The 26,339-nt window shown below is 56.5% G+C and carries 19 protein-coding genes and 6 pseudogenes; 9 read left to right on the top strand and 16 right to left on the bottom strand.

The features are described from left to right. Positions 1–662: 662 nt before the first annotated feature. From MRBLRC7O_RS22155 to MRBLRC7O_RS22135, 5 genes and pseudogenes are all read left to right on the top strand, one after another. Positions 663–1,436: pseudogene (locus MRBLRC7O_RS22155) on the top strand (IS5 family transposase). Next, positions 1,423–1,743 (top strand): transposase, encoded by a 321-nt coding sequence (locus MRBLRC7O_RS22150; RefSeq protein ID WP_367727650.1) that lies wholly within the window; start codon positions 1,423–1,425, stop codon positions 1,741–1,743. The pseudogene MRBLRC7O_RS22155 and the gene MRBLRC7O_RS22150 overlap by 14 nt, the downstream one beginning before the upstream one ends. Before the next feature lie 590 nt (positions 1,744–2,333). Next, positions 2,334–4,097, top strand: coding sequence for an ABC transporter ATP-binding protein (locus tag MRBLRC7O_RS22145; protein WP_367727718.1), 1,764 nt, complete (start codon positions 2,334–2,336; stop codon positions 4,095–4,097). A 233-nt stretch (positions 4,098–4,330) separates the two neighbouring features. Then, a pseudogene (locus tag MRBLRC7O_RS22140) lies at positions 4,331–4,623 on the top strand (fumarylacetoacetate hydrolase family protein); the annotation flags it as partial. A 22-nt stretch (positions 4,624–4,645) separates the two neighbouring features. Next, the gene (locus MRBLRC7O_RS22135; protein ID WP_367727649.1) at positions 4,646–5,431 is read left to right on the top strand and encodes a 2-keto-4-pentenoate hydratase; all 786 of its coding nucleotides are present in this window, start codon (positions 4,646–4,648) and stop codon (positions 5,429–5,431) included. Positions 5,432–5,510: 79 nt separating this feature from the next. Here the strand turns inward: MRBLRC7O_RS22135 and MRBLRC7O_RS22130 are convergent, their stop codons facing one another. Beyond that, positions 5,511–6,416 (bottom strand): LysR family transcriptional regulator, encoded by a 906-nt coding sequence (locus tag MRBLRC7O_RS22130; protein ID WP_367727648.1) that lies wholly within the window; start codon positions 6,414–6,416, stop codon positions 5,511–5,513. Positions 6,417–6,601: 185 nt separating this feature from the next. Between MRBLRC7O_RS22130 and MRBLRC7O_RS22125 the strand changes: the two genes are divergently transcribed. Then, positions 6,602–7,657, top strand: coding sequence for an aldo/keto reductase (locus MRBLRC7O_RS22125; RefSeq protein WP_367727647.1), 1,056 nt, complete (start codon positions 6,602–6,604; stop codon positions 7,655–7,657). 49 nt (positions 7,658–7,706) lie between these two features. On the opposite strand, the gene MRBLRC7O_RS22120 is transcribed toward MRBLRC7O_RS22125, so the two are convergent. The 4 genes and pseudogenes from MRBLRC7O_RS22120 to MRBLRC7O_RS22105 form a co-directional block, all read right to left on the bottom strand. After that, positions 7,707–8,657: a bile acid:sodium symporter family protein gene (locus MRBLRC7O_RS22120; protein WP_367727646.1), complete on the bottom strand. Its 951-nt coding sequence runs from the start codon at positions 8,655–8,657 to the stop codon at positions 7,707–7,709. Positions 8,658–8,900: 243 nt separating this feature from the next. Then, positions 8,901–9,878 (bottom strand): annotated as a pseudogene (locus tag MRBLRC7O_RS22115) (type IV secretory system conjugative DNA transfer family protein); the annotation flags it as partial. Then, positions 9,875–10,183, bottom strand: coding sequence for a mobilization protein (locus tag MRBLRC7O_RS22110; protein ID WP_367727645.1), 309 nt, complete (start codon positions 10,181–10,183; stop codon positions 9,875–9,877). The pseudogene MRBLRC7O_RS22115 and the gene MRBLRC7O_RS22110, both read right to left, overlap by 4 nt. A 186-nt stretch (positions 10,184–10,369) precedes the next feature. Continuing rightward, entirely contained in the window at positions 10,370–11,281 is a 912-nt protein-coding gene (locus tag MRBLRC7O_RS22105) for a nucleotidyltransferase and HEPN domain-containing protein (RefSeq protein ID WP_367727717.1), read from the bottom strand. Positions 11,282–11,699: 418 nt separating this feature from the next. On the opposite strand from MRBLRC7O_RS22105, the gene traA reads away from it, so the two are divergent. After that, positions 11,700–15,428: a Ti-type conjugative transfer relaxase TraA gene (gene traA / locus MRBLRC7O_RS22100; RefSeq protein WP_367727644.1), complete on the top strand. Its 3,729-nt coding sequence runs from the start codon at positions 11,700–11,702 to the stop codon at positions 15,426–15,428. A gap of 56 nt (positions 15,429–15,484) precedes the next feature. Here traA and tnpC read toward each other — a convergent pair whose 3' ends face one another. From tnpC to MRBLRC7O_RS22085, 3 genes are all read right to left on the bottom strand, one after another. After that, positions 15,485–17,104 carry an IS66 family transposase gene (gene tnpC / locus MRBLRC7O_RS22095; protein ID WP_367727643.1) on the bottom strand — a complete coding sequence of 540 codons (1,620 nt, stop codon included), beginning with the start codon at positions 17,102–17,104 and terminating at the stop codon, positions 15,485–15,487. Positions 17,105–17,179: 75 nt separating this feature from the next. Then, positions 17,180–17,524, bottom strand: coding sequence for an IS66 family insertion sequence element accessory protein TnpB (tnpB, locus tag MRBLRC7O_RS22090; RefSeq protein ID WP_217005844.1), 345 nt, complete (start codon positions 17,522–17,524; stop codon positions 17,180–17,182). Beyond that, a complete protein-coding gene (locus MRBLRC7O_RS22085) occupies positions 17,521–17,679 on the bottom strand; it encodes an IS66 family insertion sequence element accessory protein TnpB (RefSeq protein ID WP_367727642.1) in 159 nt (52 codons plus the stop codon). The genes tnpB and MRBLRC7O_RS22085 overlap by 4 nt, the downstream gene beginning before the upstream one ends. Positions 17,680–17,812: 133 nt before the next feature. On the opposite strand from MRBLRC7O_RS22085, the gene MRBLRC7O_RS22080 reads away from it, so the two are divergent. Next, positions 17,813–19,026 (top strand): IS3-like element IS426 family transposase gene (locus tag MRBLRC7O_RS22080; protein ID WP_112967582.1). Its coding sequence is split into 2 segments (ribosomal slippage): positions 17,813–18,149 and positions 18,149–19,026, totalling 1,215 coding nucleotides; the frame shifts between segments, so codons are not numbered across the junction. Positions 19,027–19,057: 31 nt separating this feature from the next. Here MRBLRC7O_RS22080 and MRBLRC7O_RS22075 read toward each other — a convergent pair. The 7 genes and pseudogenes from MRBLRC7O_RS22075 to MRBLRC7O_RS25560 form a co-directional block, all read right to left on the bottom strand. Next, positions 19,058–19,231, bottom strand: a pseudogene (locus tag MRBLRC7O_RS22075) (transposase); the annotation flags it as partial. Between the two features lie 251 nt (positions 19,232–19,482). Then, positions 19,483–21,984, bottom strand: a complete 2,502-nt coding sequence (locus MRBLRC7O_RS22070; RefSeq protein WP_367727640.1) for a hypothetical protein — start codon at positions 21,982–21,984, stop codon at positions 19,483–19,485. 5 nt (positions 21,985–21,989) lie between these two features. Then, positions 21,990–23,675, bottom strand: coding sequence for an Hsp70 family protein (locus MRBLRC7O_RS22065; protein WP_111820981.1), 1,686 nt, complete (start codon positions 23,673–23,675; stop codon positions 21,990–21,992). Between the two features lie 187 nt (positions 23,676–23,862). Then, positions 23,863–24,060, bottom strand: coding sequence for a hypothetical protein (locus MRBLRC7O_RS22060; protein ID WP_044459931.1), 198 nt, complete (start codon positions 24,058–24,060; stop codon positions 23,863–23,865). A gap of 2 nt (positions 24,061–24,062) precedes the next feature. After that, positions 24,063–24,188 (bottom strand): toxin C-terminal domain-containing protein, encoded by a 126-nt coding sequence (locus MRBLRC7O_RS22055; RefSeq protein WP_087746868.1) that lies wholly within the window; start codon positions 24,186–24,188, stop codon positions 24,063–24,065. Positions 24,189–24,232: 44 nt separating this feature from the next. Continuing rightward, positions 24,233–24,529 carry a hypothetical protein gene (locus tag MRBLRC7O_RS22050; protein ID WP_111820982.1) on the bottom strand — a complete coding sequence of 99 codons (297 nt, stop codon included), beginning with the start codon at positions 24,527–24,529 and terminating at the stop codon, positions 24,233–24,235. Between the two features lie 38 nt (positions 24,530–24,567). Continuing rightward, positions 24,568–25,362, bottom strand: a pseudogene (locus MRBLRC7O_RS25560) (IS5 family transposase). 77 nt (positions 25,363–25,439) lie between these two features. On the opposite strand from MRBLRC7O_RS25560, the pseudogene MRBLRC7O_RS22035 reads away from it, so the two are divergent. Then, a pseudogene (locus MRBLRC7O_RS22035) lies at positions 25,440–25,598 on the top strand (IS5 family transposase); the annotation flags it as partial. On the opposite strand, the gene MRBLRC7O_RS22030 reads toward MRBLRC7O_RS22035, so the two are convergent. Further along, entirely contained in the window at positions 25,595–25,906 is a 312-nt protein-coding gene (locus MRBLRC7O_RS22030) for a MafI2 family immunity protein (protein ID WP_111820983.1), read from the bottom strand. The pseudogene MRBLRC7O_RS22035 and the gene MRBLRC7O_RS22030 sit on opposite strands and share 4 nt — an antisense overlap. Positions 25,907–26,339 lie beyond the last annotated feature (433 nt).

Here is a 26,339-nt window from a genome sequence, read left to right as displayed (position 1 = left end):
TGAAAATTTGACGTAAAAAAGAAAACAAAAAAGCATAATATAAATATTGTCAAATGAACAACGTGGGTAGAAATCGTAAAACATGCACACCGCACTGCTTTATCTAAAGTATATATCATCCATCTACCCTCGCGACACTCTTCGCAATCGCCAAAATTTCGTCGACCTTGTAACCGATTGAAATGTAAATTCCTACGAATTATTTTAGCACTAGAATTAAACAATTCTTTCATGATTGGCTTGCGATGCGATGTGACGTTTCCGCGGAAAATTCCAGCTCCCGCGGGCCCAAAATCGGGAAGCGCCTCATGCCTCGTCCTGCCAGGGGCATCATTTTTATAAAGAGGCACTCTTTCCGCGATTCCGCTAATGAACTGCCCCCATGTCGACCGGACAGTCGGCATAAGCAGAAAGGCTCAAGCCAGACTTGAGGACATATGTGGACGCCTCCGGGCGCAAGAAGAATCTTTCGGTATGACGTCGAAGTTTGGTGCGGACATGTGTTCGGCTGCAGCGAATTAATTGACCCCAAATCGCTCAGCAGAGCCCGAAATCACAACCGATTTTGTACAAAGTCGAGCTAAGAGCCTGACCGAAAAAGAGTTGAGTGAAATCAGTCATTTGTGGTTCTGTTTGTTTGCTTAGGACGAACGGAGACCACAATGGGTTGGACTGATTTCACCCGTCTGCAATGTGCCCGACGCGCGCGCCGCTATGCAAGTGACCTGACGGACCGGGAATGGGGATTGATCTCGCCCTGCCTACCTGGACCAAGGCGTTTGGTCAGGCCGCGCAGCACCGATCTTAGCAAGATTATGAATGCGTTGCTCTACATTGCTTCGACGGGTTGTCATTGGCGAATGCTGCCCAGGGATTTTCCGCATTTAACAACTGTGGAGGCCTATTTTTACGAGTGGCGAGCGACGGGTTCATGGGGACAAATCAACCATCACCTTTTGATGGAGGTGCGCGAGCTGGATGGCCGGGAAGCTTCGCCGTCTGCGGGCGTGATCGGCAGCCAGAGCGTGAAAAACACGGAAAGCGGCGGAATTTCGGGCTATCACGCGGACAAGAGGATCAAGGGACGCAAGCGTCATATCGTCGTCGACACACTCGGACTAGGGTCGGCCTCATGGTTCATAGCGCCGATATTCAGGATCGCGACGGCGCGCCCGCCGGCTATTTCGGACCCAAACTGAAGGGCGCACTGCAAAAAATCGCTGCGTTCACTCTCCAGATCGTCAAGCGGACCGACAAAACCAAGGGCTTCGAGGTTCTGCCGCGTCGCTGGGTCGCGGAGCGCACCTTTGCAGGCTTGGCAGATGCCGGCGACTGGCCAAGGATTGGGAAAAGTCCGTCGGATCAGCTGAGGCTGGATCATTATCGCCCACATCCGGGTCCTGACGCGCCGCTCGGCAAGATATGGATATCATTGAAGCCTTTTCGAGTCCGACTCTAACACCTCGCATCTATGCCTCCGGTGAGACGATGAGATTCGGGCGCGTTTCAAAACGGGGCGACGACTTTCTCCGACGCAGCCTGTATGAGGCAGCCAATCTGCTGCCGACGCGAATTCCGCGGTTCTGCGCTTTGAAGAACTGGTGGTTACGCGTCGCGCGGCGTAGCGGCTATCGGAAAGTTAAGGTAGCTGTAGCCCGGAAGCTGGCCGTGATCCTTCACTCAATGTGGATGTCCGCCGAATCTTTCCGTTGGTCATCGCAAGAGCCGGGCGAGATGGCATGATTACAGTGATATCCATGACTAGCTGAGACCGGCGAGATCGTCCGGTCAGGACGATGGCGCGGTCAAGACCGATCCCGGGAATGCGAGTGCCGTATTATCCGGGCAACCACGAACACCACATGGGTCGACCGAGCCTATCGAACGCCATGATGAGGCGACCAAACTGCCGACGTCGAAGAGAACCATGAGCCTGACCTGTGATACCCTCGGCGATCAACTTGACAACCGCGATTAGAGAACGTGCCGGGAGACGATCCCACGTAATTCCAAATCCTGCAAAGGGATCATTTCGCATAGACACTTCTTTTGGTACTGCCGGAACGGTAGCGGTGACACGAATGTTGACAGACAAGAAACGCAGGACTATTTGCTACAATCCATCGGAGCAGACCGAAACGAACAAACGAACGCTACAAGATTTGTTTTTCGATAACGCACGGTGTCGTTCGCTTTGATATCTGTTATTGTGCGCGATTGTGCACTTTTAGGCTTCTGCGCATAACCAAACGGCACACTCGCAACAGTCCGCCAATAGTGAGTGGCGTTGCTTTTAGTCTGCGTATGAATGTTGAAATAGGATGGTAGCTTCCTTGATTGGATCGTTTTTATCGCCAGACGACAGAAAGTTGCTGACGCGACTTTTTAAAGAAAACTTCAAAAAACACGTTGGATGGTATTCCGCGGCGATAGCAGCAATGCTGGTCGTAGCTGGTACAACATCACTTAGCGCTTGGATTATGCGCGATATTGTTAACAGCGTTTATCTGAAGCAGGGTTTTGATGTTGTTCTTGAAATCGCCTTTGCCGTCGCCGTTATCTTTATTGTTAAAGGCTTTGCCACCTTTGTTCAAAGCTATTATCTGAGTAAGGCGGGCAATAGCATTGTTGCGGAGCAGCAACGAAAAATATATGATCGGCTTTTGAAACAGGGAGTATCCTTCTTTCAAAACTTGCCGTCATCTGAGTTACTTGTTCGTGTTACATACAATGCGCAGGCCGCGCGCAGTGTGATAGATACTATAGTAACATCCTTCGTACGTGACCTGTTTTCCCTTATTGGCTTGATCATCGTGATGTTCGCCCAGAACTTCCTTCTGAGTGCCATTTCCATGATTATTGGTCCATTGGCGATCTTCAGCGTTCGTCTAGTCCTGCGTCGTGTTCGCAAGATCATGGAAGCGGAGCTTGCGTCGCTTGGCGAAATTGTCAACGTCGTGCAGGAAACGAGTATTGGCGTTCGCGTTATCAAGGCATTTTCGCTTGAGAAACTGATGCGCCAGCGTATGAACAAGGCGGTGTCAGATGTTGAGCATCGTGCCAATGGGATTGCTAAGCTCGAGGCAGCAACGAGCCCGATCATGGAAACCCTGTCTGGCCTTGCTATCGCAGTGGTAATTGCTGTCTCTGGATACACGGTGCTCGAAAAAGGCGGCTCCCCCGGCGATCTGATGGCATTCATTACCGCTCTTCTCCTTGCCTACGAACCGGCTAAGCGACTTGCGCGAATGCGCGTACAGATCGAAGGCGGGATGATCGGCGTGCGTATGATGTTCGAGGTGCTGGATGCCCCGCTAACACTGACGGAAAAGAAAGACGCAGTAGCGCTCCCGAAGGCAAGCGGGGATGTCGAGCTCAAGAACGTCAGCTTCGAGTACGTGTCCGGTCAACCGGTTCTCAGGGATGTCAGCGTCCTTTTCGAAGGCGGCAAGATGACGGCGCTGGTCGGCCCCTCTGGCAGTGGCAAGTCGACTATCATCAACCTCATGATGCGTCTTTACGACCCGCAGAACGGCTCCGTTGAAATCAACGGCACGGATCTGCGCGATGTTTCCTTTGCCAGCCTGCGCGAGCATGTTTCTTATGTCGGCCAGGAGACCTTCCTGTTCTCCGGGACGATCAAGCACAACATTTCCGTCGGCCGCGACAACGCGACTGAGGACGAGATCATAGCGGCAGCAAAGGCCGCAAATGCGCATGATTTCATCATGAAGATGCAGAACGGATACGACACCAGGCTGGGCGAAAACGGCTCCGGCCTGTCGGGCGGCCAGCGACAGCGTGTGGCGATTGCACGCGCAATGCTTCGGGACGCGGATATCCTGATCCTTGATGAAGCGACAAGTGCACTGGATTCCGAATCCGAGGCTCTCGTGCGTGATGCGTTGGAACGCCTGACGCTCAACAAGACATCCATCGTGATCGCCCATCGCCTTTCCACAATCAACCGCGCCGACAAGATCGTCGTCATGGACAATGGTGAATTGGCCGAACAGGGAAGCCGGCGTGAATTGCTGGCGAATGACGGCCTTTATAAACGACTTCATAGTATCCAGTTCGACGCAGACGTCGCTTAACACCAAAATAAAACGGGCGGCCAGTGCCGCCCGAATTTTATGTCAGCTGCCATTTAGGCCGAGAATAGCCGTTCCACTACCAAGCGATTTCCATGTCGCTTGCGGCCCTTGCCAGAAGCGGCAATATCTCCGCCACGCGCTCGTCCCTGAGACGTGTAGAGGGCCATTCTGCCACCGCTCAACAGCGGGACAAAAGGCCCTATCGTGTCAGGCATGGCGTTGCCAAATTCCGCGTGGCACCGGACGAAATCGGCGACGTGCGAAATCTTGGCCTGTAGCTGGACATCAACGGCCAACGCATGCAGAGCGGTCGACATCCAAGATGATTTTCCCGATCGCAACGCTTGTTTCCTACATCAGCCGCTTCATGCGCCTCACGCCGGGCGACGTCATCACCACGGGCACGCCACCCGGGGTCGGCCTAGGAATGAAACTGCCAGTCCTCCTAAAAGCCGGCGATGTGGTCGCACTCGGCATTGATGGCCTTGGCACACAGCGTCATATCGTGACAGCATTCGGCGCGTGAAATCAGCAGGAGACGTAAGTGAATGACGGCAATCGAGAAACTGGCGGAAAGCTTTATCACAGCGAGCCGCAAGGGGGCGAAGATTTCTCTGGCGGCGGTGCTGGCGGAGGGTCTCATTCCCGGCACGCTTGGAGAGGCTATGGCGGTCCAGCGGGCTTTTTCTGAAAGCCGGGCAGAACCGGTTGCCGGCTGGAAACTGGCGATTCGCGCGGATGGCGAGGCCATTGGGGCGCCCATGCTCGATTGTGTGCGGGTCGATGAAACCAATGCCGCTTCTTTTCCCCATGACGGCACCGAAGGCATCGAGGTTGAGATCTGCTTTACGCTTTCGGCGGATATTCCTGCGGCGGCGGCGGGGCCGATGACAAGAGCCGACCTGATCGGATTTATCGACAAGGTTCACCTTGGCGCTGAACTTCTCCGCTACAGGCTGGTGGAGAAAAATCAGGTGCCGTTTCCGCTTTTTCTCGCGGATCGCCTTGCCAACCACGGCTTCGTCATCGGCCCGGAAGTCGATAAGCACATCGTGGACATCTTTGCCGGAAATGGCGAGAACCTGCCGCAGCTCACCGTTACCGAGGGGTCGGTATCGCTGTTCGATGCCGAGGTAACACATCCGAATGGCGATCCGCTCGCGCCGCTGGTCGCCTTTGCCAATGCGGCATTCAACACCGGCGAGATGCTCAAGGCGGGCAATGTCGTAACGACGGGCAGCCTTTGCGGCGCGATACCAAGCACACTTGCCGAGGAGACACACATTTCGCTGAAATCGGTTGTCGCCTTCACGATGTCCGGTCCGAGACCATAGGCGTCCGGTCAGCCGGACGTTCTTTTTTCAGCCTCCTGCCGTCTTCATCCCCGCCGCAACTTCCGATGCCATCGGAAGGTCATTTCACCCGCCCGTGCTCGCCGAGAAAATCGAGCAGCGCCCGGATGCGGGCGGGAAGCGGCCCGCGCTGGCCGACATAAACGGCATGAAACATCTCCGTCTCACCCGTATCCAGGTGATCGAGAACCGATATGAGCCGGCCGGCGGCGATATCCTCCCGCACGGTGAAGGCGGCAAGGCGGACCAGCCCGACACCGGCAAGGGCAAGACGGCGAAGGCCCTCGCCATCGCTGACCTGCACGCGCCCTGTCGCCGGAATGACGACGGTCTTTCCGGCGTCACGCAACGGCCACCCGTCGACTGACCGCGCGTAACCGAATCCGAGCCGATTGTGATCTTCCAGATCGGCGATGGTTTGCGGCACGCCGCAGCGCTGCAGATAAGCCGGGGCGGCAGCAATGATCATCCCTGTCTCACCGAGTTTCCGGGCAACGAGAGTTGAGTTTTTGAGCGGCCCGGCGCGCACCGCTACATCCATGCGTTCCGCAAGAAGGTCAACCACCATATCCGTTTGGACAATATCGAGCGTGATGCCCGGATGAAGCGCCAGAAACCGTGGCAGGATGGGCGCAAGAATATGCGTTGCATAAGAAGCGCTGGTGTTGATCCGCACGCGGCCGACAGGCTGTTCGCCCTCACCGGCGGCGCGTTCGGCCTCTTCGAGATCGGCGAGGATACGGATGGCCCTTTCATAGAAGGCGCAGCCCTCCGGCGTGATCTGAAGCTGCCGGGTGGAACGGTTGAGCAGGCGCGCGCCCAGGCGGCCTTCCAGCCGTGCGATCAGCTTGCTCACTGCAGAAGGCGTCATGTTCGCCGCTGCGGCCGCGCGGGAAAAACCGCCGAGTTCGACGACCCGCACGAAGATTTCCATCTCCCCTGCCCGGTTGATCTCCAGTCGCGCCATGATGACTTCATCTCACAAGTGATAGTATTTTCGGCATTCTATTTCATTGAAGAGCTAGCGTCTATCTTCAGACGGCGATTGAAACGCATCGCAATCTTCATCTGCCAGATCATGACGGGATGGACACAGCGCGGCGCTGCCAGAGCCCCGGCCGTGACCATTTCGAAGCAACAAAGGAACGCCCCATGGAATATCGTCATCTCGGCCAATCCGGCCTGAAAGTGCCGGTCTTGAGTTTCGGCACCGGAACTTTCGGCGGCTCCGGCCCGCTCTTCAGCAACTGGGGCAATTCAGACGCCACGGAAGCCCGGCGCCTGATCGATATTTGTCTGGAAGCCGGCGTCAACCTGTTCGATACCGCCGATGTCTATTCCAATGGCGCATCGGAGGAAGTGCTCGGCGAAGCCGTCAAGGGAAGGCGCGACAGCGTTCTGATCTCGACCAAAACCAGCCTGCCGATGGGTGACGGGCCGAACGAGGCCGGGTCGTCCCGCTTCCGGCTTCTGCGCGCGGTGGATGACGCCCTGCGCCGCCTAAAGACCGACTATATCGACGTCCTTCAGCTTCATGCCTTCGATGCCTTCACACCGGTTGAGGAAGTGCTGTCGACGCTCGATACACTCGTCCGCTCCGGCAAGGTGCGCTATACTGGCGTCTCGAATTTTTCCGGCTGGCAGATCATGAAATCGCTTGCCGTCGCGGACCGTTATGGCTGGCCGCGTTATGTGGTCAATCAGGTCTATTATTCCCTGATCGGCCGGGATTACGAGTGGGATCTGATGCCGCTCGGCGCGGATCAGGGTCTTGGCGCAATGGTCTGGAGCCCGCTTGGCTGGGGGCGGTTGACCGGAAAAATCCGTCGCGGCACGCCGCTGCCCGAAGGTAGCCGCCTGCATGAGACCGCCAGCTTCGGCCCGCCGGTTAATGATGAACATCTCTACCGCGTGATCGATGCGCTCGACGTTGTCGCGCAAGAAACCGGCAGGACGGTGCCGCAGGTCGCACTCAACTGGCTGCTCAGACGTCCCACTGTTTCCACGGTCATCATCGGCGCGCGCAATGAGGAACAGCTTCGCCAGAACCTCGACGCCGTGGGGTGGGAACTGACGTCCGCACAGGTAGCGAAGCTGGACGAGGCCAGCGAGACGACTGCTCCCTATCCGCATTTCCCGTATCAGCGCCAGGAGGGCTTTGCCCGGCTTAATCCACCGGCCATAACACGTCAGACTATGCCGTTCTAAGGCAGGGTCAGGCCGCCTTAACTACAGGCGGCCTGACAGATGCGGAGCTTCAGCCGGCTTTGTTGGCGGAGCCTACATCCACCCGGCCCGAAAACCAGTTTGCCAGGATTGCACCGGAAATATTGTGCCAGACGCTGAAAATGGCGCTCGGAACCGCGGCAAGAGGCGAGAAATAGGCCGTCGCAAGCGCCGCACCAAGGCCCGAATTCTGCATACCCACCTCAATCGCAATGGCCTTGCGCTTGGCAAGTGACAGGCCCGTTGCCTTTGCCGCGAGGTAACCGAGGAGATAGCCAAGCCCGTTATGCAGCACGACGACGGCAAAAATCATTAGCCCGGACTGGGCGATGGATGCCTTGGATCCTCCCACCACCGCCGAAACGATGAGGACGATGCCGATGACGCTCACCAGCGGCAATGCCGGAACGGCGGTCTTGACGAGACCGGGCAGCAGCTTCTGCAGGGCGGCGCCGAGAGCGAGCGGAACCAGAACGACCTTGACAATGCTGAGGAACATGGCCCAGCCGTCAACCGGCAGGAACTGGCTCGCAAACAGCCAGACGAGGAACGGCGTCACCAGCGGCGCGGCAAGCGTGGTGACCGAGGTGCAGGCAACGGACAAGGCGACATCGCCCTTAGAGAGATAGGTCATGACATTGGAAGAGGTGCCGCCCGGGCAGCAGCCGACCAGAATGACGCCCGCCGCGACTTCCGGCGGCATGGGAATGATGCGGGTGAGCAGCACCGCCAGAAGCGGCATGATGAGAAACTGGCCGAGCACGCCGATCGTCACATCGAATGGTCTTTTTACGACCTCCCTGAAATCATCGACCGAAAGTGTGAGCCCCATCCCGAACATGATGATCGACAGAAGCGTGACGATCCACGGCGCAATCTGCTTGAACGTATCCGGAAAAAAGAAGCCGAGCACGGCAAACAGGATGACCCAGGCGGCAAAGGTCTTGCCTACAAAAGCCGAAACGGCTGCCAGTGTTTTCATTTCCATACTCCCAAGATGATCATGAAACCCCGTCTAGACTCCTATGGTGTCCTGTCAAGGTCATTACTCGGTTGCTAGACCTCGCGGTCGAAAACGATCCCTCCGCCGCGATGCCGCCGTCGCCACAGGACTGCAATTTGGACGAAGGCTCATCTATCCGCTTCCCGTTGCGCCGAAGAGAGCCCGAGGGCCGCGCATACAAGGTCTCAGATGCTGGACTGCCTTTTCGTCGTGCATCCCGTTGCCTGTGGCTTCGCGGTCGGATTTTCCGAGGTGTCGGTTTGCGGCACGAGCGACAAGACCGCTTGCCGCATCGCTGTCCTGCATACGCTTGAGCAGTGCTGCAAACTCTTCCGGAGCAAGGGTAAGATACTCGCGAAGTGTTGCGAGGTGTTTGCGTCTCAAAGGCTCCGCCGCAACGATCTTGAGCAGCAATCCGGCGATCAGCGCTTTTGCCTCCTCGTTCCAATGCGCCTCTCCCGCCATTCCCGGTTCGTCGAACACGAGAGCGTCGGCAAGGGCACTGGCATCTTCGGCGACATCGAGGTTTTGGGGATCAAGCATGGCCAGGGGATTGAAGGCTGCCGAGGGTCTCCCGGTGACCCCAAAAGGATCGAGCACGTGAACCGGCCCGAATTTCTGACGCGCACGGCCGGTGATCCTTGCATTCTCGCCTTTTCGATCGACGCAGATAACGGAACGGTCGGCGGTCAGCAGGTTTGGAATGATCGTGCCCACACCCTTGCCGGTACGTGTCGGCGCCATGGTGAGGAGATGGGCCGGGCCGTCATAGCGCAGAGGTTTGGCTGATTTCCTATCACGACCGATCAGGAGGCCGGAGCCGGATGCGGTGAGAGCAGCTATCTCCTTGTCTGTCGCAAAGCGGGCGGAGCCATGGGTATCATCGTCACTGTCCCCGAAATGCAAAATGAGCGCGCTGGTGATGAACCGGAAGGTGATGACGGCAAGCGCCAGCAAGGTGAGGAAATCGGGGAGGATGTAGACAAGCGAGCCGCGCCCGAAACCCGTTTGCTCGAGGAAATGACGGCCACCCATGCCGATCACAAACGTGACGATGATGAGGATGACGACAAATCCGAGAAGCGGTTTCCAGATCCGGAACGGCATGGCAATCAAAGCCAGGACTGCCCAAAGCGGATCACGCGCGGCGGCTCGCATCATGTTTTTGAATGCGCCCCGGACAAGTCGCAATCGGTTCATGGAGCACCCTGCCCGCCGTCGCCACACTCTCCTGTGCCCGGCAGTCCTGGTCCGATCAGATCGTCAAACAGCGCCTTGTCATTGTCGCGTGTCAAAAAGCCTGGTAGTTCGCGACGCAGCCACGTACCGAGTTGCTTGCTGAACTCCTGATCATTCGAGGTCCCCAGGTGATGCAGAACGAGCGACCCGATCAGGACCTTGCGGCGCGTATCGTTGTTGCGCTCGGTTTTCGAGAGACGCGCCTTGAGCGCGGACCGTTGCGCCTCCAGTTCAGCCAGGCGTTGTGCGATGGTTTTCCTTGCCACGATTATTCCTTTCGATTGCGGCCGCACCGGAACTGCCGCTGTTGACCACAGCTTCGCTCCCGGAAGACAGACCAGTTTCTATGAGGAGATCGACATTGCGATTGAAAGAAAAGGTCGGACCCTATGGTTCATGACGCTGCGGTGGCTGCTACCTGAGCTCAGGAGAGTTTGTGCTGCCGCTGAAGCTCAGTCGCAGGCGTTCGCGGCCTGTTCGAGCTTTTCGATGTGCTCGCGGCAAAGCGTCTCAACCAGCTTGTGAAGTTCTGCGGTCCGCTCCTGAAGCCAGGTGAGCGCCTCTTCGGAAACCTCGAAACGCTTCGAATAGCGCGCCTTGACGTAGGCCTCATTCAGGATGTTGTACCATGTGGTAAATCGCTGACGATCGCGCGGCCAGATGTCGATCAAACGGTGATCACGACCTTCGGAAAGTCCACGCAGGAATTTAAGGTTGTGCGACGCAGGGGAATAGTTTGTCAGTGTCAGGAGGTAGCAGTTGTAGGCGCTCTCCACTGCCTGATGGAGTTCGAAAACAGCATGCTTCATCCGCTTGTCTTTCAGATACAGCGACGTATCGAGAAACGAACGAGCAGCAGCCATCTCTTCGTTAAAATGCTCTTCGGCTACTCTCAGCGCATCGGCAGGTCTAAGCTGTTTTGGTTCAGCCAGCGGCCTGTCGTCGAATTCGTAAAGGACGATGCCTTCACGGGCGAGATCAACAAAGAAAGGTTGGCCGTCATTTAAAAAATTGCTGATCTCGCGGGCGCCGTGCATGATGAGTCCCACGGGCGTCTCGATCTCCTTGTCCCACATCAGCCGGTCGGTCGCCTTGTCCCAGTATTTGGGATCGGCCAATTCCTTGTTGCTGACGATGACAAGAATGTCGAAATCCGAGCGATAGCCTTTCGACGTATGCGGTTCATCCACCCAGGTGCCACGCGCGTAAGAACCGAACAGAATGATTTTGAAAATCCGCCCGTCTTTCTTGGCGTCAGACTTGGAGCGCTCCACCAGATCAGCAAACTCTTCCTGGATAATTCCGACGACGCGCGCAAGCTCGCGTTGCTTTCGTTCCGGCAAATGTTCAAGGCTGGTCTTCATGTCTGCTCCGTTTCTGGACGGTATCCTGTATGGGCCATTGTAAACTTCTTTGAAACTCCGATTTTTGGTAGCCGCCAATCGAATGCCTGTCTTACGGGACTATCCGCTGCGCGTTACCTGCGCCCGCTCCTGTTTGTCGAGCCGCGCCTCCAATATCTCCTTCCACTTGTCCGGCTCCCTTTGACGCCTATCCCTCCTCCGCCGTGCGATCAGCCTGCGTCTATCGCCCTCCCTTGATTGACGCGATTGTGTCCCTATTCAAACACGAGCAATTGCCACTTGGCGACTACTACTTTTAGTAGTCGAAATGCCTGTTCGATGTTGCTAGCGTTACCACCGGTAAACAGACAAGGGCGCACTTACGACTTGCACCGCAGTTGAGCGCTGAATTTCCCCGTTTGCGGATCGGAGATTTCGGTTGGCGATTTATCATCTCAGCACCAAACCTGTCTCGCGCTCATCCGGCCGCAGCGCTGTGGCATCCGCCGCCTATCGTTGCGCGGTTCTCCTCACCAATCACCGCGATGGTCTCGTGCATGATTTTACCCGGAAAGAAGGAGTGGAGCACATCGAGATCGTGCTGCCGGAAGGTCTTTCTGCCGATTGGGCCTTGGATCGGTCGGCTTTGTGGAACGCTGCCGAGTTTGCAGAAAAGCGTAAGGATGCCCGCGTTGCCCGCGAATTCGAAATCGCGCTTCCGCGTGAGCTTTCGCCAGAGGGGCGACTGAAGGCTGCACGCGCCTTTGCCCAGGATCTGGCAAACCGCTATGGCGCGGCAGTGGATTTTGCCATCCATTCGCCAGGCGAGCATGGTGACATCCGGAACTACCATGCGCATGTGCTGATGACGACGCGAGAGGTTCGCCGGGTCGGCCTTGGCGAGAAGACCCGTCTTGAGCACAAGAACGCAAGGCTGTTGGCAAACGGTATGGCGACAACCGACATGCAGATTCAAGATATCAGGCAGTCATGGGAAGGCATCGCCATCCGTCAGCTTCAACGCGAAGGTCTGGATGTCCGCATCGATCATCGCTCCCTTGCTCAGCGCGGCCTCGAATTGTCGCCGACCGGGCATATGGGCGTGCATGCCTCGCAGATGGAACGGCGAGGGATGGCAGTCGAGCGCGGCCGGCTGGATGACAAGGCAGCACGGCGAAATGCCGCGCTGATCCGTCAAAAACCGGAACAGGTTTTGACGCTGATCAGCCATGAGAAGAGTGTGTTCGATCGGCACGACATTGCCAGGACCCTGCATCGCTATATCAACGATGACGCCCAGACGTTCCGGAACACTTTTGCGGCTGTCATGGCATCACCAGCGCTCGTCGAGCTTCAGGCTGAGCGCATCGATCCTGAGACAGGCAACGTGTCCAATGCGCGCTATTCGACGCGGGAGATGATCGATCTGGAGCTCGCAATGGCGCGGTCGGCGAAGCGATTGCATCAGGCGCATTCCCATGGCGTCGATCATCGCCATGTCGCGCGTGCAATCGAGAGGCAGGATCGCTCTATCCGGAAAACCTCCGGCGGAATGGTGGCTGCGAGCGATCCGTCAACAGGATTGTCCGACGAACAGCGTCATGCGATCAAACATGTTACGGGCCCAGAAGGCATCGCGGCCGTGGTCGGGTTCGCTGGTGCTGGAAAGTCCACCATGCTCGCAGCCGCTCGCAAGGCGTGGGAGGCTCAAGGCTATCAGGTCCATGGTGCGGCGCTGGCCGGAAAGGCAGCCGAGGGTCTTGAGGAAAGCTCTGGCATAGAGAGCCGCACCCTGGCGTCATGGACTTACAGCTGGGACCATGGGCGGGATCTGATTGGCAGCTGTGACGTGTTCGTCATCGACGAGGCCGGCATGGTCGGCAGCCGTCAGCTTGCCCGCTTTATCGCAGAAGCAGAAGAGCGCGGTGCAAAGATCGTTCTTGTCGGCGACCATGAGCAACTGCAGGCAATCGGCGCCGGAGCACCCTTCAGGGCGATAGCCGAGCAGATTGGCCATGTCGAACTTTCGGACATTCGCCGCCAGCGCCATGATTGGCAGAGACAGGCATCGGTTGCCTTTGCGACCCATAAGACGGCCGAGGGCCTTGCCGCCTACCGGGATCGCGGTGACATCCACTTTGCGGAAAGCCGCGACGCGGCGATGGCACAGATCGTGCGTGATTATGTCGCCGACAGTGAGAAGCGTGCCGATGGCACCCGGATTGCCATGGCGCATCGCCGTGCCGATGTGCGCGCCCTCAATGCCGCCATCCGTTCCGAGCTTCAGAACCGACAAAGGCTGGAGCGCAGCCACGGGTCGAGCGCCGGTGGGGACCGTGGGGATGGTGAGGTTGTTGGAGAATGCACGTTCCAGACCAATAACGGCAAACGCGCCTTCGCCGCCGGTGACCGGATCATCTTCCTCGAAAACAAACGCGACCTCGCTGTGAAAAACGGCATGCTTGGCACGGTCGAGCATGTCGAAAAGGGCAAGATCATCGCCCGGCTCGATGTCCGAGGTGGCGACAGTGTCAGCATTCTGACCGACAGCTACCAGGCGATCGACCACGGCTATGCAACGACGATCCATAAAAACCAGGGCGCGACGGTCGATCGCTCTTTTGTGCTGGCGTCCCGCACCATGGATCGGCATCTGACCTATGTTGCCATGACCAGGCATCGCGAAAGCGTGCAGCTCTATGCCGACAGCCAGGAGTTCACCAAGGCCGGCCGGCTGGTCGATCACGGCATTGCGTCCTACAAGCATAATCCGCAATCACGCGACAGCTATTTTGTGACCCTGGAGAACGACAAGGGCGAGCAGCGCACAGTATGGGGCGTCGATCTCAAGCGGGCCATGCAGGAGGCATCTCCCGCAATCGGGGACAGGATTGGACTGCAGCATGAAGGCGCCACGCCTGTCACGCTTCCGGACGGTACGCAGGTCCAGCGAAATGCGTGGCGCGTCGTTACGGGTGATGAACTGGCCTACCAGCAGTTAGAAAACCGCCTGTCGCGTTCCGGCGCGAAGGAAACCACGCTGGACTATGTCAGGGACTTTGCCGAGCGGCGGGGCATCGCGGAGAAGCTCGGGGTCAAAAGCGAGATTGAACTTGCTTCCGCCCGAGATGAGCGTCAAGAGGTCCTGTCCCGCGCGGCCCATCCGGTGCGGGAGCAGCAGGACCGGCCATCAGAGCGTCAGCGGGTTTACGAGGAACGTGCCGGCGATCTGGTCGGCCCTGTTCGCCGCGAAGATCGTCGCAATCAGTTCGCCGGAAATATCGATGACGGACGGCAGGGCGACAGGACAGAGGACAATAAAGGATATCGCCGCATCCGGTGGTCCGATCTCATGTCGCAAGACGGCGCCGCCCCTGCCCCGACAGAAGCTGCCGGCCAGCAATCGTCGCTGGAAACCGGTAAGCAAGCTCCGCTGGTACCAGCAATCACCCGTTACGAAAGCAGCATCGAAGAGGTGGCGCAGATGAGGGCAATGTCCGTCATCGATCAGCAATTCGATACAGTCGAATCTCTGGTGCGGCGCGTGTTCCGTGATCCGGCCGAGGTCTCAGCGAGACTGCGCACCGCGATGACCGAAAAGGAAGGCAATGGCAAGATCATGGCGAAGGCCATGGCCGAGCAGCCAGAACGCTTCGGGGAGCTACGTGGCAAGTCGGGTCTGTTCGGAAACAACAAGGAGCGGAAAGAGGCGCTGCAATATGCCAGGTCTCTCTCTGCCCATATCGGCTATGTCTCCGAGGCGTGGGAGCGCCGGCTTGGCGAAGAACGTCAAAGCGAACAATGGCAGCGCGAAAAGCGTGACGCGATCGAGGTGCCTGGCCTCACGCCCCGCAGTGCCGAAATCCTTGCGAAGATGGAGAAGATGCCGGTCGAGAGGCAAAGCAAGTTCATCAAAGAGCTGCGATCGTTACCTGAGGGCCGAGCCGCGCTTGATGAGGCAAAGCCGGTGGCCAAAGCACTCACCCAGCGGTTGGGAAGCTCCGATCCTCGCAGGATTGCCGAAGAGCTTGCAGCACGCCCGGAGCTCGCGAAGCAGGCTGAGCAGATCAAGACAATCGCCGGCCTGGTGCATCGTGCACGCCATGCAGAACTCAGCCATGACCACGCACTGAAACAGCAACTGGCCGGTCTCAGGGGCTTGGACTGAGCCGATAGTGTGCGCTGGCAACAACACTGGCGTCAGCTTTGATAATCCGTAAGCGGTCAGCCGATGGCGTGGGACTTGAAGTTCCAGGGCATGAGTGCCTCGATTTCAGATACGGGCCAGCCTTGAGCGATGCGGGTCAAGGTCTGGGAGAGCCAGTCAAGCGGATCGACGTTGTTCATCTTGGCTGTCTGCAAGAGGGTGGCGACCGTCGCCCAGGTGCGTCCACCACCCTCGCTGCCGGCGAATAGACTGTTCTTTCTCGTAATTGTTTGGGGCCTGATCGCTCGCTCAACGATATTGGAGTCGATTTCGATCCGGCCGTCCGTCAGGAAGCGCTCCAGTGCTTCGCGCCGGGTGAGCGCGTAACGGATTGCTTCGGCGGTCCTGGACTTGCCAGAGACCTTGCCCAGTTCCTTTTCCCAAAGATCAAAGAGGCCGGAGACGATGGTTGCAGATTTTTCCCGACGCAGCATGGATCGGCTGTCGGCATCCCGGCCGCGGACCTCATCCTCGATGCGCCAAAGCTCGGTCATCGCGATGATCGTGTCCGTTGCAGCCTTTGAGACACCACTGATGTGAAGGTCGTAAAACTTGCGGCGAAGATGCGCCCAGCATCCTGCGAGCCGGATCGTTTCATTGCTGCCGTCTTTGGCGCGCGTCTTGGCGAGACTGGTATAGGCCGAGTAGCCGTCAACTTGCAGGATGCCACTGAATCCGGCGAGATGACGAACCACGCAGTCAGCGCCCCTACTGTCCTCAAACCGATAGGCCACCATCGGCGGGTTGGTTCCACCATAGGGTCTATCATCGCGAGCGTACGCCCAAAGCCAGGCCTTCGTCGTTTTCCCGGACCCAGGGGCAAGAGTGGGTAATGTCGTTTCGTCGGCGAAGATCCTTTCACCCTCCTTGACGCGCTCAAGGATGTAATCGGCGCAAATCTGAAGTTCGAAGCCCAGATGCCCCATCCACTGGGCCATCAACGATCGGCTGATCTCGACACCGTCGCGTAGATAGATTGCCTCTTGCCGGTAAAGCGGAAGGCCGTCGGCGTATTTGGAGACGGCGATATAGGCGAGCAGCCGCTCCGTCGGCAGGCCGCTTTCGATGATGTGCGCCGGTGCCAAAGCCTGGAGCACGCCATCGTGGCCGCGGAAGGTGTATTTGGGGCGGCGCGTCACGATGACCCGGAACTTCGGCGGCACGACATCCAGCCGTTCCGAGCGATCTTCACCGATCAGGACCTTTTCCAAGCCCACGTATTCAGCAGGGATCTCCGGCTCGATCACTTCCTCGATGCGTTCAAGATGAGCGGCAAAACCCTTGCGCGGACGTGCTGCTCGTTTCGGCTTGTCCTTGGCCGCTTGATCAAGCTCGCTCTGGATTTCCGAAAGACCGGTCTCGACTTCCTCGAAGGCAAAGGAGACTTGCTCATCGCTGACACCAAGACGCAGCCGCTCAGAACGGGTGCCATGTTGCGTGCGCTGCAGAACCTTCAGGATCGATGTGAGGTTGGCAATCCGCTCGTTGGCATTCTTCTCCACCGCCTCCAGCCGAACGATCTCAGCTTCAGCAGCTTTCAGCCGCGCTTCTTTCGCCGCCTGCTCGCGCGCCATCGCGAGAACCATCGCTTTCAGCGCGTCCACGTCGTCCGGCAGGTCGTGAAGGGGCAAATCCATGCGAAGGAGTAGAGCACAAAAACAGCTGTTTTCCCAACCATTACAGCGGCATGATTCATCTTGTCGCAGGTGCTGTCAGCCCGTCAACAAGGGTCGCCTGACCTTGGTCGGGCGGATCTTTTTCCAATCCATTCCGGCCAGCAACGCCATCAGCTGCGAATGGTCCAGACGGATCCGTGCCGTCGATATGCCGGGCCAGCAGAAGCCCTGATCTTCCAGGGTTTTCGAATAGAGGCAGACACCACTGCCATCCCACCAGACAATCCGAATACGATCGGCCCGTTTCGACCGGAAGACGTAAAGCGCGCCATTGAATGGGTCGAGTCCCCCATCCCGCACCAGCGCCATCAAGGACGCAGCCCCCTTGCGGAAGTCGACCGGCTGGCACGACACATAGACCACCACACCCGAGGCGATCATGCCTTGCGTACCGCCTGCAGAACCTTCACCAGATGATCAGGATCAAAATTGCCGCCGACGCGCACCACCATATCCGCAATGACAATATCCACCGAGCCGCTGCTTGCCGTTTCAACGCGCGCGAACTTGATCGCCTTGCCCGTTCCTTCCGCCAATGGCGCAACAACTCCCGATGCCAGTGCCTTGCGACGCCACCCATAAAGCTGCGAGGGATCTGAACTGCCCCCCATTTCGACCGGACAGTCGGCATAAGCAGAAAGGCTCAAGCACAGGCTTGGGTATAGGCTTATGTCTAACGACTATCGACACGTTGAATTGCTGACGGGTGATGTTCGCCGCAGGCGGTGGACAACCGAGCAAAAGCTGACAATCATTGAGCAGAGTTTCGAACCCGGCGAGACGGTATCTTCGACCGCTCGCCGTCATGGCGTCGCGCCCAATTTGCTTTATCGGTGGCGCAGGCTCTTGAGCGAGGGAGGTGCTGCAGCCGTGGATTCTGACGAGCCGGTTGTCGGAAATTCGGAAGTGAAGAAACTGGAGGATCGCGTCCGGGAGTTGGAGCGCATGCTCGGTCGCAAGACGATGGAGGTCGAAATCCTCCGCGAAGCCCTTTCCAAAGCGGACTCAAAAAAACGGATATCGCGGCCGATCTTGTTGCCGAAGGACGGTTCGCGATGAAGGCCGTCGCAGACACGCTGGGCGTCTCCCGTTCCAACCTCATCGAGCGGCTGAAAGGCAGATCAAAGCCGCGTGGGCCATACAACAAGGCCGAGGATGCAGAGCTTCTGCCCGCCATCCGCAGGCTGGTGGATCAAAGGCCAACCTATGGCTATCGGCGGATCGCCGCGCTCCTCAATCGCGAAAGGCGAGCCGCCGATCAGCCTGTCGTCAACGCCAAACGGGTCCATCGCATCATGGGCAACCACGCCATGCTGCTGGAGAAGCACACAGCCGTTCGCAAGGGCCGCCTCCACGATGGCAAGGTCATGGTCATGCGCTCCAACCTGCGCTGGTGCTCGGACGGCCTGGAGTTCACCTGCTGGAATGGCGAGGTCATTCGTCTCGCCTTCATCATCGATGCCTTCGACCGGGAGATCATCGCTTGGACGGCGCTCGCCAATGCCGGAATATCCGGCTCGGACGTCCGCGACATGATGCTGGAGGCGGTCGAGAAACGCTTCCATGCAACCCGAGCCCCGAATGCTATCGAGCATCTGTCTGACAATGGTTCAGCCTATACGGCGCGGGACACGAGGCTGTTTGCGCAAGCACTCAATCTGACGCCCTGCTTCACGCCGGTCGCCAGCCCACAGTCGAACGGCATGTCGGAGGCCTTCGTCAAAACCCTGAAGCGGGATTATATCCGGATCGCAGCACTACCGGACGCAGAAACAGCGCTCCGGCTCATCGACGGATGGATCGAGGACTATAATGAAATCCATCCTCATTCCGCGCTCAAGATGGCTTCCCCTCGGCAGTTCATCAGGGCTAAATCAATCTAGCCGACCTGTCCGGTGAAACGGGGAGCACTCCAGGATCCAGGCCTTCAGACCGGGCAACCGCCGAGACATTCGCCCCAGGCTGCAGCGTCGCGGCGACGATCCGTGCCTTTTCGTCATCCGACCAGGCACGCGGCTTGCGCCGTCTTCGCACGGGCTCCGCGGTCAAAACCTCAAAGGTTCGAGGGTGATTCACACTGTCACTCATAGAATTCTCCGCATGACTCATGCAGAAAATCGCCGATCAGCAGTACGAAAGATACGTGGGGTGGCCTACCCGCTTACGATAATCCTCAAATTACCAGAACATGAAGCGAGCCAGCTTTTCGCCGATTCCGCGCCATGTTTCACCGGTTGTGGCTGTGGTCTTCCAATTAGCCACCACAACGATGTCCACGCTGCCGTAGAAAGTAGTTTCAGGGAAAATTGCTATCAGATTACGCGCTATTGGCATTTTTTTCAGAGCTCAAAACAAGGGCCTCCTGGCAAATGAAGACGAGAATTGCATACCTTCTGTCCTTCGGGTGTGCCATGTAACTCGTCCAGAAGCCGGCTCAAGATTGCCCTGACGTCGTCATCACTGTTGTGCTCGATATAAAACCGGGACAGATTTTTACCGGTTTCCTGTCGTTGGGCCCGTAGCAGATACGCTGTCGCCGTGGTCCAGAAACCGGGAGTGTCCTCCGGAAGCGACTCCGGAAGTTTTGCAAGACCGCGGCGCGAAATCTTCAAGCTGAGCAGCGTATTGTCGGTCTCCAGCATCGTGCCGAGAAGGAAGAAAAATGCACGCCTCGCAGCCAATGCCGATATGTCAGGCACGTGTGCAATATAGAACATTCCAGGCTGCACTTGGAGCTTATCGGTTGATGAAATCATGGCCATGCGGTCGGGCTGCGTCCCTCTTGCCCATCCCCGCAGGAAGTTACTCAGGATGGGGTTGTTGGGCAAAGCCTCATGTTTGATGGACTCATTATCAAGGTTGATTTCTGGGAACGGTGTGTCGGCAAGAAGAGGTTGTGGCTGAAACAATGCGGCATCAGGCGCGAACAGCACCCAATGGAATTGCGAATAGATAACGTCCGGTTTCGCTTTTGCGTCATAGCGCCTAGCCTGACGCGCAAACTCGGATAAAACGGCCTTCCTAAGAAAACTTTTGTCTTCGGCGGAAACAAAGCCCTGCAGCTCCGGAGCCATGATACTCCAGATTGCCTGCTCGGTCGGCCAACCGTTGCGGAATTTCGCATCTCTAATAAGAGGACTCCAGTCGTTCAGAGCCTTCTCAATATCCACACGCATCCGTGGCGTACCGATACGATAGAGAAACGACCAAACGCGCAGTTTGGCGTTTCGGACCTCGTGCAACCTGTTGGCGGACGGATCAATAGTGCGGGACGCAAATAAGGCGGTATGCGTTGGACCGCTGCTCGCTCTAAGAAAACGCTCTTGGTTCCGAGTCAGGGTGGGGAGCCATAGCAAGTTAGGCAACTTTCCAGCGGGAATATCGGGAGTGATCAGGCGGGTTGAAAAGCCGTCCGGTTTGCTTGATCGAATGCTCTGAAAGAAATCGAAAAATAAATCATAGCCAAACGCCTCGTCTTTGATTGCCGCATCGAACGCTGGCAGAACCGTGTTCGTCACGAGCTTTTCGGCGGGCTCGGGATAAAGATACCTCGCACTCCATATGTTGCTGCCACTATCCGCCAGGATGATAAGCCCAACAACAAGGGGGAATAGTTCCAAGCCGGTGAAAAAAATTAGTAGCCAGTCTGGGTTGGTAGGCGAATAAGGCGTCAGGTGATTGCGGCGACGCACCTGCTCCCAAATGTGTTTTTTATCCGTTTTGATTATGCGTTTGATCAGAAATCGAAGGGTGAGCCTTCGGAAGAAGACCGCAAAGGTCAGCCGCAATGCCAGCACAGACAAAAGCGAGACAGCGGCTATTCGAATGTCTGTGCCTGCTATTATTCCCAATGTCAGATAGGCGGTAACAAGAGTGAGTCCGAAAATGGTAAGGCCGAACCACAGATTTGTCGACCGCATGATGTGGTATGACGGCATCAGCGTTCTGGCGAAATCGAACGAGAAAGGCCAGCGCCCCTTCTCAAGAGCTTCGTGATAATATGAGTTGAGATCGATTGTTCCAAGATGTGATGGTTGATCTTCCAAGGGGAAGAGCGGGATTTTTCCATTGAAATAAGCCGCTTTCCCCTGACTATTTCTCCACAAAATAGCGTTGCCGCGCTGCGCTTCGGCGAGCCAGTCGAAATAGTGTTTTGCCGATTGCCAGCCACAGACCGTAGCGAGAAGGCCTGGATTTTCCGAAAAATTCGCTCCCTGTTCAATGGCGTTGACCATTGCAGCGATGCCTTTTCCCTCCGTATAGTCTGACAACGGGATTGTATCACCCTTGGGCGGCAACAGTCCCTCAATACCTCTTGCAAGCGCTTGGATGAAGTTTGCATGTTCGGCAAAACTTAGCTCACTGGATGCGCGGTTTAATAGTTCTGTCCATTTGTCGACGCGCCAGTTGCCTTTCTGCGCAACTCCGCGTGTCCGTTCTCTTCCAAAGCTGATAAGTTCACCCAACTCATCCAGCAGCCGCAGTAGACTTTCTTTTCCAGCTTTCTCCTTCTGCGTGGGCTCCCAAAAAAACGGCGCTACGGCGCGTTGTGAGTAATTTTCAGGCTCGGGCGGATTATCGGAATTTTCAGAACTGCCGGAACCCTCTGCAATTCCGTCAATGCTTATGTCGTCAGGCGAAGATGGATAGGCGATTAGCACCCCGGCCATCCGGGACTTTACGATCGCAAGTGCCTGCTTGCGAGCTTCGACCAGAAGCTGAAACCCTGTCGGATCCTCATCCGGGCGAAAATCTCTGAGACGTCGCGAATAGGCTTTGCGGATTGCCTCCTCGTTACTTAGGGGCTTGATGCCGAGAAACGCCCAACAATCACCACTCATTGCGGCTAGCCCCACATTTGATCGAGCGCGTCCAACTGTTTGGCAAACGTTTCCCGCAGTGGTCTCGCATCCCGCAGTCTCTGATTATCCAGAGCCGCGATGAACTGCGCCATTAACGCTGATATCTGTTGGCGTTGCTCGCCGATTGCCTCGGCATACAGGCGCTCCGCCCTTGCGACCAGGGCGAGGTTTTCTTGCTGCTCGCGCGGAGCCAACTTGATTTTCGATAGCTCCTTGAAGCGCAGGGCGATTTCGGCTTCGGTCAGACTGGATTGGTTTTGGAACACTTTACGCTTAATTTCTCCTGTCGAGCGAATCTTGACCTCTACCTCCAGCGCGCCGCTGACATCATAAGTAAAGCGGACCCCAATGCATTGAGATCCGGCCTTGCCCAGCGGTACCGGCACCTCCAGATTTCCGATCAGAATGTTCTGTGAAGGCCGCATGTTCTCGCCTTGATAGACCTGTACATCAATCTTGGTCTGCCCATCGACGGTGGTGGAGTAAAACTGCTCGCGACTTTGCGGAATGATCGCGTTGCGTTCGATAATGGGCGACATCAGCAACTCGTTTAGGCCGTAGGCTTGCTCAACCGACGCAATACCCAATGTATAGGGGCACACATCAGTCATGATGATCTCGTCAAGCGCTTCGTGCCGTGCATGGAGCGCAGATTGAACTGCCGTTCCGATGGCAATGGCGTGATCGGGATTGGGATGCGACAGTGGAAACCGCCCGAACAGGCGGGTCGTCATGGTCTTGAGCAGCGGCATTCGCGATGCGCCACCCACCAGAACAATCTGGCTGAGCGACGACGGATCTGTTTCGGAATCGCGAATGACCCTTTCAATCGGCCTCCGCAACCGAGTGATCAACGGCTTCCACAGCTCCTCTGCCTCCAGTCGCGTAATTTTGCCCTCAACGTCTTTTCCAAAGACGTTGATATGATAAACCGCGTCCTGGGTCTCGCTCAGCGCTGCCTTAATCCGCTCAGCCTCGTTCAGAAACCTGGCCCGATCCAGAGGCCGCTGGCTTTCGAAATCGAGATCGTGGAGGTTCATGAGGTGTGAAGCCAAGCTGTCCCTGAAATCATTACCACCTAGCAGAGAGTCCCCAGCGGACGCCCGTATCTCCATAACCCCGTCGAACTTGTGTAATAGGGAAACGTCAAACGTGCCTCCTCCGAGATCAAGGATCAGAAATTGCCCATCCTCTGAGCTCGCAATTCCATGGGCCAGCGCAGCGGCAGTCGGTTCGTTTATAAGTCTCGTAACATTCAGCCCTGCAAGATGCGCGGCATTGATGGTGGCCTTACGCTGCGGATCGCTGAAATAGGCCGGGATAGAAATAACCACATCAGATACTTCGGTGTCGAGCGCGGCCTCTGCGTCTCTTTTCAGGCTTCTCAGAACAAGCGCAGACAGCTCCTCGGCGCGCCACGCCTTCTTCGCAAGTTTCACCTCATGATTTGTCCCCATCCACCGTTTGAAGGATGCCACCGTTCTGTCCGGGTGAGTAATCAGTCTGTCGAGAGCTGGACGTCCGACAATAGCATCGCCGTTATCCGCGATACTGACCACCGATGGTGTCAGAAACTCGCCCAGCGCATTCTCGATCAGTTTCACGCCTTGGTCGGTCCAGTGTGCCACTAAAGAGTTTGAGGTTCCAAGATCGATACCGATAAGCGCCATTAATCGTTCCATGTCCTGATAAAAGAAAAGACGTCGCGCCAGTCGCTCACTGAGGCTAATTTCCTGCAGCTAACTTCTTGTGAATTGGCATATTGAACCGCCCCAGAGTTGCCAATGCGCTTCACACCTTCCTCGGCAATCGGTCCTGAGCCGGTGCGGGTGTAGTGGACGAGTTGGAGTTGATAGACTATTTATTCAGATAGATAAGCAAGCATTTCCCGTCCTTTTTTCCTACAAGACTGATCGGTCGGACATCATCACCTCCATCGATGGATATCTCTACCGGCAAGCCTTGGTTTTCAAAGGACTGAAGTTCCTTTATCAACTCTTCAATGGTTTTCCCTCTATTAGCCCAATCCTTATGATCTGTGTCTTTAACGTTCATTATCAATCCCCTATACGATTCAGATTTGAGTCATAAGTTCCGAGGCGCGTCCCCTTACCTCCGAGGTCCTTAACGGAAGTGGCCATCTTCCAAGCGCCTCCATTATGACCATCCAAATCCCTCGTTATGAATAGGTTCTGTTGACAAAGTAGCTTGAGGTGCTCGTTAAGAACTACTTTTCTGCGTCGCCCAAAAAAGCTTCGATGCTGACTTCGTGGAGCCTTTTATGCGCTGCTACAGAAATCAGCCTGACGTCGGGATTTTCCTCCACCGCTCTTCCATACCAATATTTTGCGGCATGCAGGTCACCAATCTTCTCATAACACTCTCCCAACCGCTCCCCGAGATATCCGGCATCCAACGACTGGTCGCCATCTGCCATGAAAAGATAAATCTTGATCGCGTCCGCTGCCTTCCCAGTTGCGATCAGGTCTTTCGCTATTCGGTCTAAATGATTGAAGTCATACAAGAATTTTCTCCTTTTTTTGCAACGTGTTACCGTCTTAACTAAGGTGCACAACTCATGAACCAGAGCAAGTGTGGCAACCATATTTTTGCGGCGGCCAACACGAGAAAGGCGGCGAAGGATTTTTGGGTTTTATCGTATCGGGTGGCGACACGACGAAATTGCTTCAGCCGGTTGAACAGCCGCTCGATACGATTTCGGTCCCTGTAGACTGTGAAGTCACAGGCGGGTTGGTCTTTGCCGTTGGCCCTCGGAGGAATAACGGGCCTGACCCCGTGGATCAGCAACTCTTCGCGCAGAGCGTCGCTGTCATAGCCCTTATCAGCGAGAAACAGCCTCGGCTTGGCAACCGGCATGGCTAACAGATCGGGAACGGTATTGTAATCCGAAGCTTCACCGCCTTGTCAGGATGAAGCCGAGAGGGCGTCCCTGACCGTCCGCACGGGCGTGGATTTTTGTCGAAAAGCCGCCGCGTGATCGACCAAAAGCCTCCTTATAAGTCCCTCTTTTGCGCCCGCAGCCTGAGAATGGCCGCGAACCGTGGTGCTGTCAATCATATGCTGCCAGTCATCGGTCAAGCCCAGTTCGACAAGCGTCTCCAGCAGGACATCCCATACGCCTTGTTCTGCCCAACGGCGGAAGCGCACGTAGACGGAATTCCACTTGCCATACCGCTCATGCATGTCGCGCCAAGGGCACCCGACCCGCAGAACATGCAACATTCCGTTGAGATACTGCCGATTATCGTGAGAAGGGCGAGATTTCCTCCCGCGCTCAGTGGGCAGCAGTCCTCCAACAATCCGCCATTCCAAATCCGTCAGGTCGCCGCGAGCCAAAATCGCTTCCTAAAAGGCAGTCTTGAATCATGCTCTATGAATAGACCCGCCTCCCTGCGACTTCAAGGTATATCAAGGTATATAAAGACCACAACCGCATCGAACGAATGTTCAACAGGCTCAGACAGTTCCGACGGATTGCCCCCCGTTACGACAAGACCCGAACTTCCTTCGAAGCGTTCCTTTCGCTGGCCGCCGCAAAAATCTGGCTGCCGCACTTCACACAACGCCTTTAGCCCAGCAATGGCTCAAATCGCCTGTAAGCCCACCATCGCCTATCAACCGGAACCTGCGGTCCATCCGATGGTGGAGACGTGAAGACAGTCATTATTGTTTCATAACCAAAATCCGAGATGACCTCCGATGCGACCACCTCCATGCGTTGTCGGTCATCATCGCTGAAATCGTGATCGATCAAGAATTCCAGCACAATCTTGTTGCCGCTCCAGCCGCACATAACGGCGGCGAGCGTCGGTGATACGGCCCCGAGTAAGGCGCGTTGCACACTAAGTCGAAGTCGTATTTCTCGATCAGGTCCGGACATCGAATCCTCCGTTAGGAGCGATCTTATCGCATTATCACTGATAACTTTGTCAACAGGACCTAGTTCGTCTTCTCATCATACGGCGCGGCCTCGAGTTCATTTGCAGCATTGAGGATCCATACGTCATCCTGATTGTGGTAAAGTAACCACTGTTCAGCGGGGTCATCAGTATTGAGCCACGTCTCTAAGACCCCACCTAAATCAAACTCGAACCGGCATCGCATAGTATCTGGTATGTAAGAGACCGAACGTAAAATTTGGCCGTCGAGAAAATGCGCGGCCCTCGACATCTGAGACTGGTCTGAATTGCTACTCGCCAATAGAGCAGCATTATCTAAAACGTGCCAGCGACAACAATAAATCCACAGATGCCATTCCCCGTGAACTGATATACTTCGCCGCTTTTTCCTCGTGGTGGGCTCTATACGCCGTA

The sequence above is a fragment of the Agrobacterium radiobacter genome, from assembly GCF_040801995.1.
Lineage (GTDB): Bacteria > Pseudomonadota > Alphaproteobacteria > Rhizobiales > Rhizobiaceae > Agrobacterium > Agrobacterium radiobacter.
This window is presented reverse-complemented; position numbering and strand designations above follow the sequence as displayed.

Excerpts from the sequence above, each read along its gene's own strand:
- MRBLRC7O_RS22150 (WP_367727650.1), top strand. The coding sequence starts at position 1,423 with ATGGATATCATTGAAGCCTTTTCGAGTCCGACTCTAACACCTCGCATC.
- tnpB (WP_217005844.1), bottom strand. The coding sequence starts at position 17,524 with ATGATCGCCTCGGGTGTGGTGGTCTATGTGTCGTGCCAGCCGGTCGAC.
- MRBLRC7O_RS22135 (WP_367727649.1), top strand. The coding sequence starts at position 4,646 with ATGACGGCAATCGAGAAACTGGCGGAAAGCTTTATCACAGCGAGCCGC.
- MRBLRC7O_RS22130 (WP_367727648.1), bottom strand. The coding sequence starts at position 6,416 with ATGGCGCGACTGGAGATCAACCGGGCAGGGGAGATGGAAATCTTCGTG.
- MRBLRC7O_RS22065 (WP_111820981.1), bottom strand. The coding sequence starts at position 23,675 with ATGGCGCTTATCGGTATCGATCTTGGAACCTCAAACTCTTTAGTGGCA.
- MRBLRC7O_RS22030 (WP_111820983.1), bottom strand. The coding sequence starts at position 25,906 with ATGTCCGGACCTGATCGAGAAATACGACTTCGACTTAGTGTGCAACGC.
- tnpC (WP_367727643.1), bottom strand. The coding sequence starts at position 17,104 with ATGGATTTGCCCCTTCACGACCTGCCGGACGACGTGGACGCGCTGAAA.
- MRBLRC7O_RS22125 (WP_367727647.1), top strand. The coding sequence starts at position 6,602 with ATGGAATATCGTCATCTCGGCCAATCCGGCCTGAAAGTGCCGGTCTTG.
- MRBLRC7O_RS22060 (WP_044459931.1), bottom strand. The coding sequence starts at position 24,060 with ATGAACGTTAAAGACACAGATCATAAGGATTGGGCTAATAGAGGGAAA.
- MRBLRC7O_RS22105 (WP_367727717.1), bottom strand. The coding sequence starts at position 11,281 with ATGAAGACCAGCCTTGAACATTTGCCGGAACGAAAGCAACGCGAGCTT.
- MRBLRC7O_RS22070 (WP_367727640.1), bottom strand. The coding sequence starts at position 21,984 with ATGAGTGGTGATTGTTGGGCGTTTCTCGGCATCAAGCCCCTAAGTAAC.
- MRBLRC7O_RS22120 (WP_367727646.1), bottom strand. The coding sequence starts at position 8,657 with ATGAAAACACTGGCAGCCGTTTCGGCTTTTGTAGGCAAGACCTTTGCC.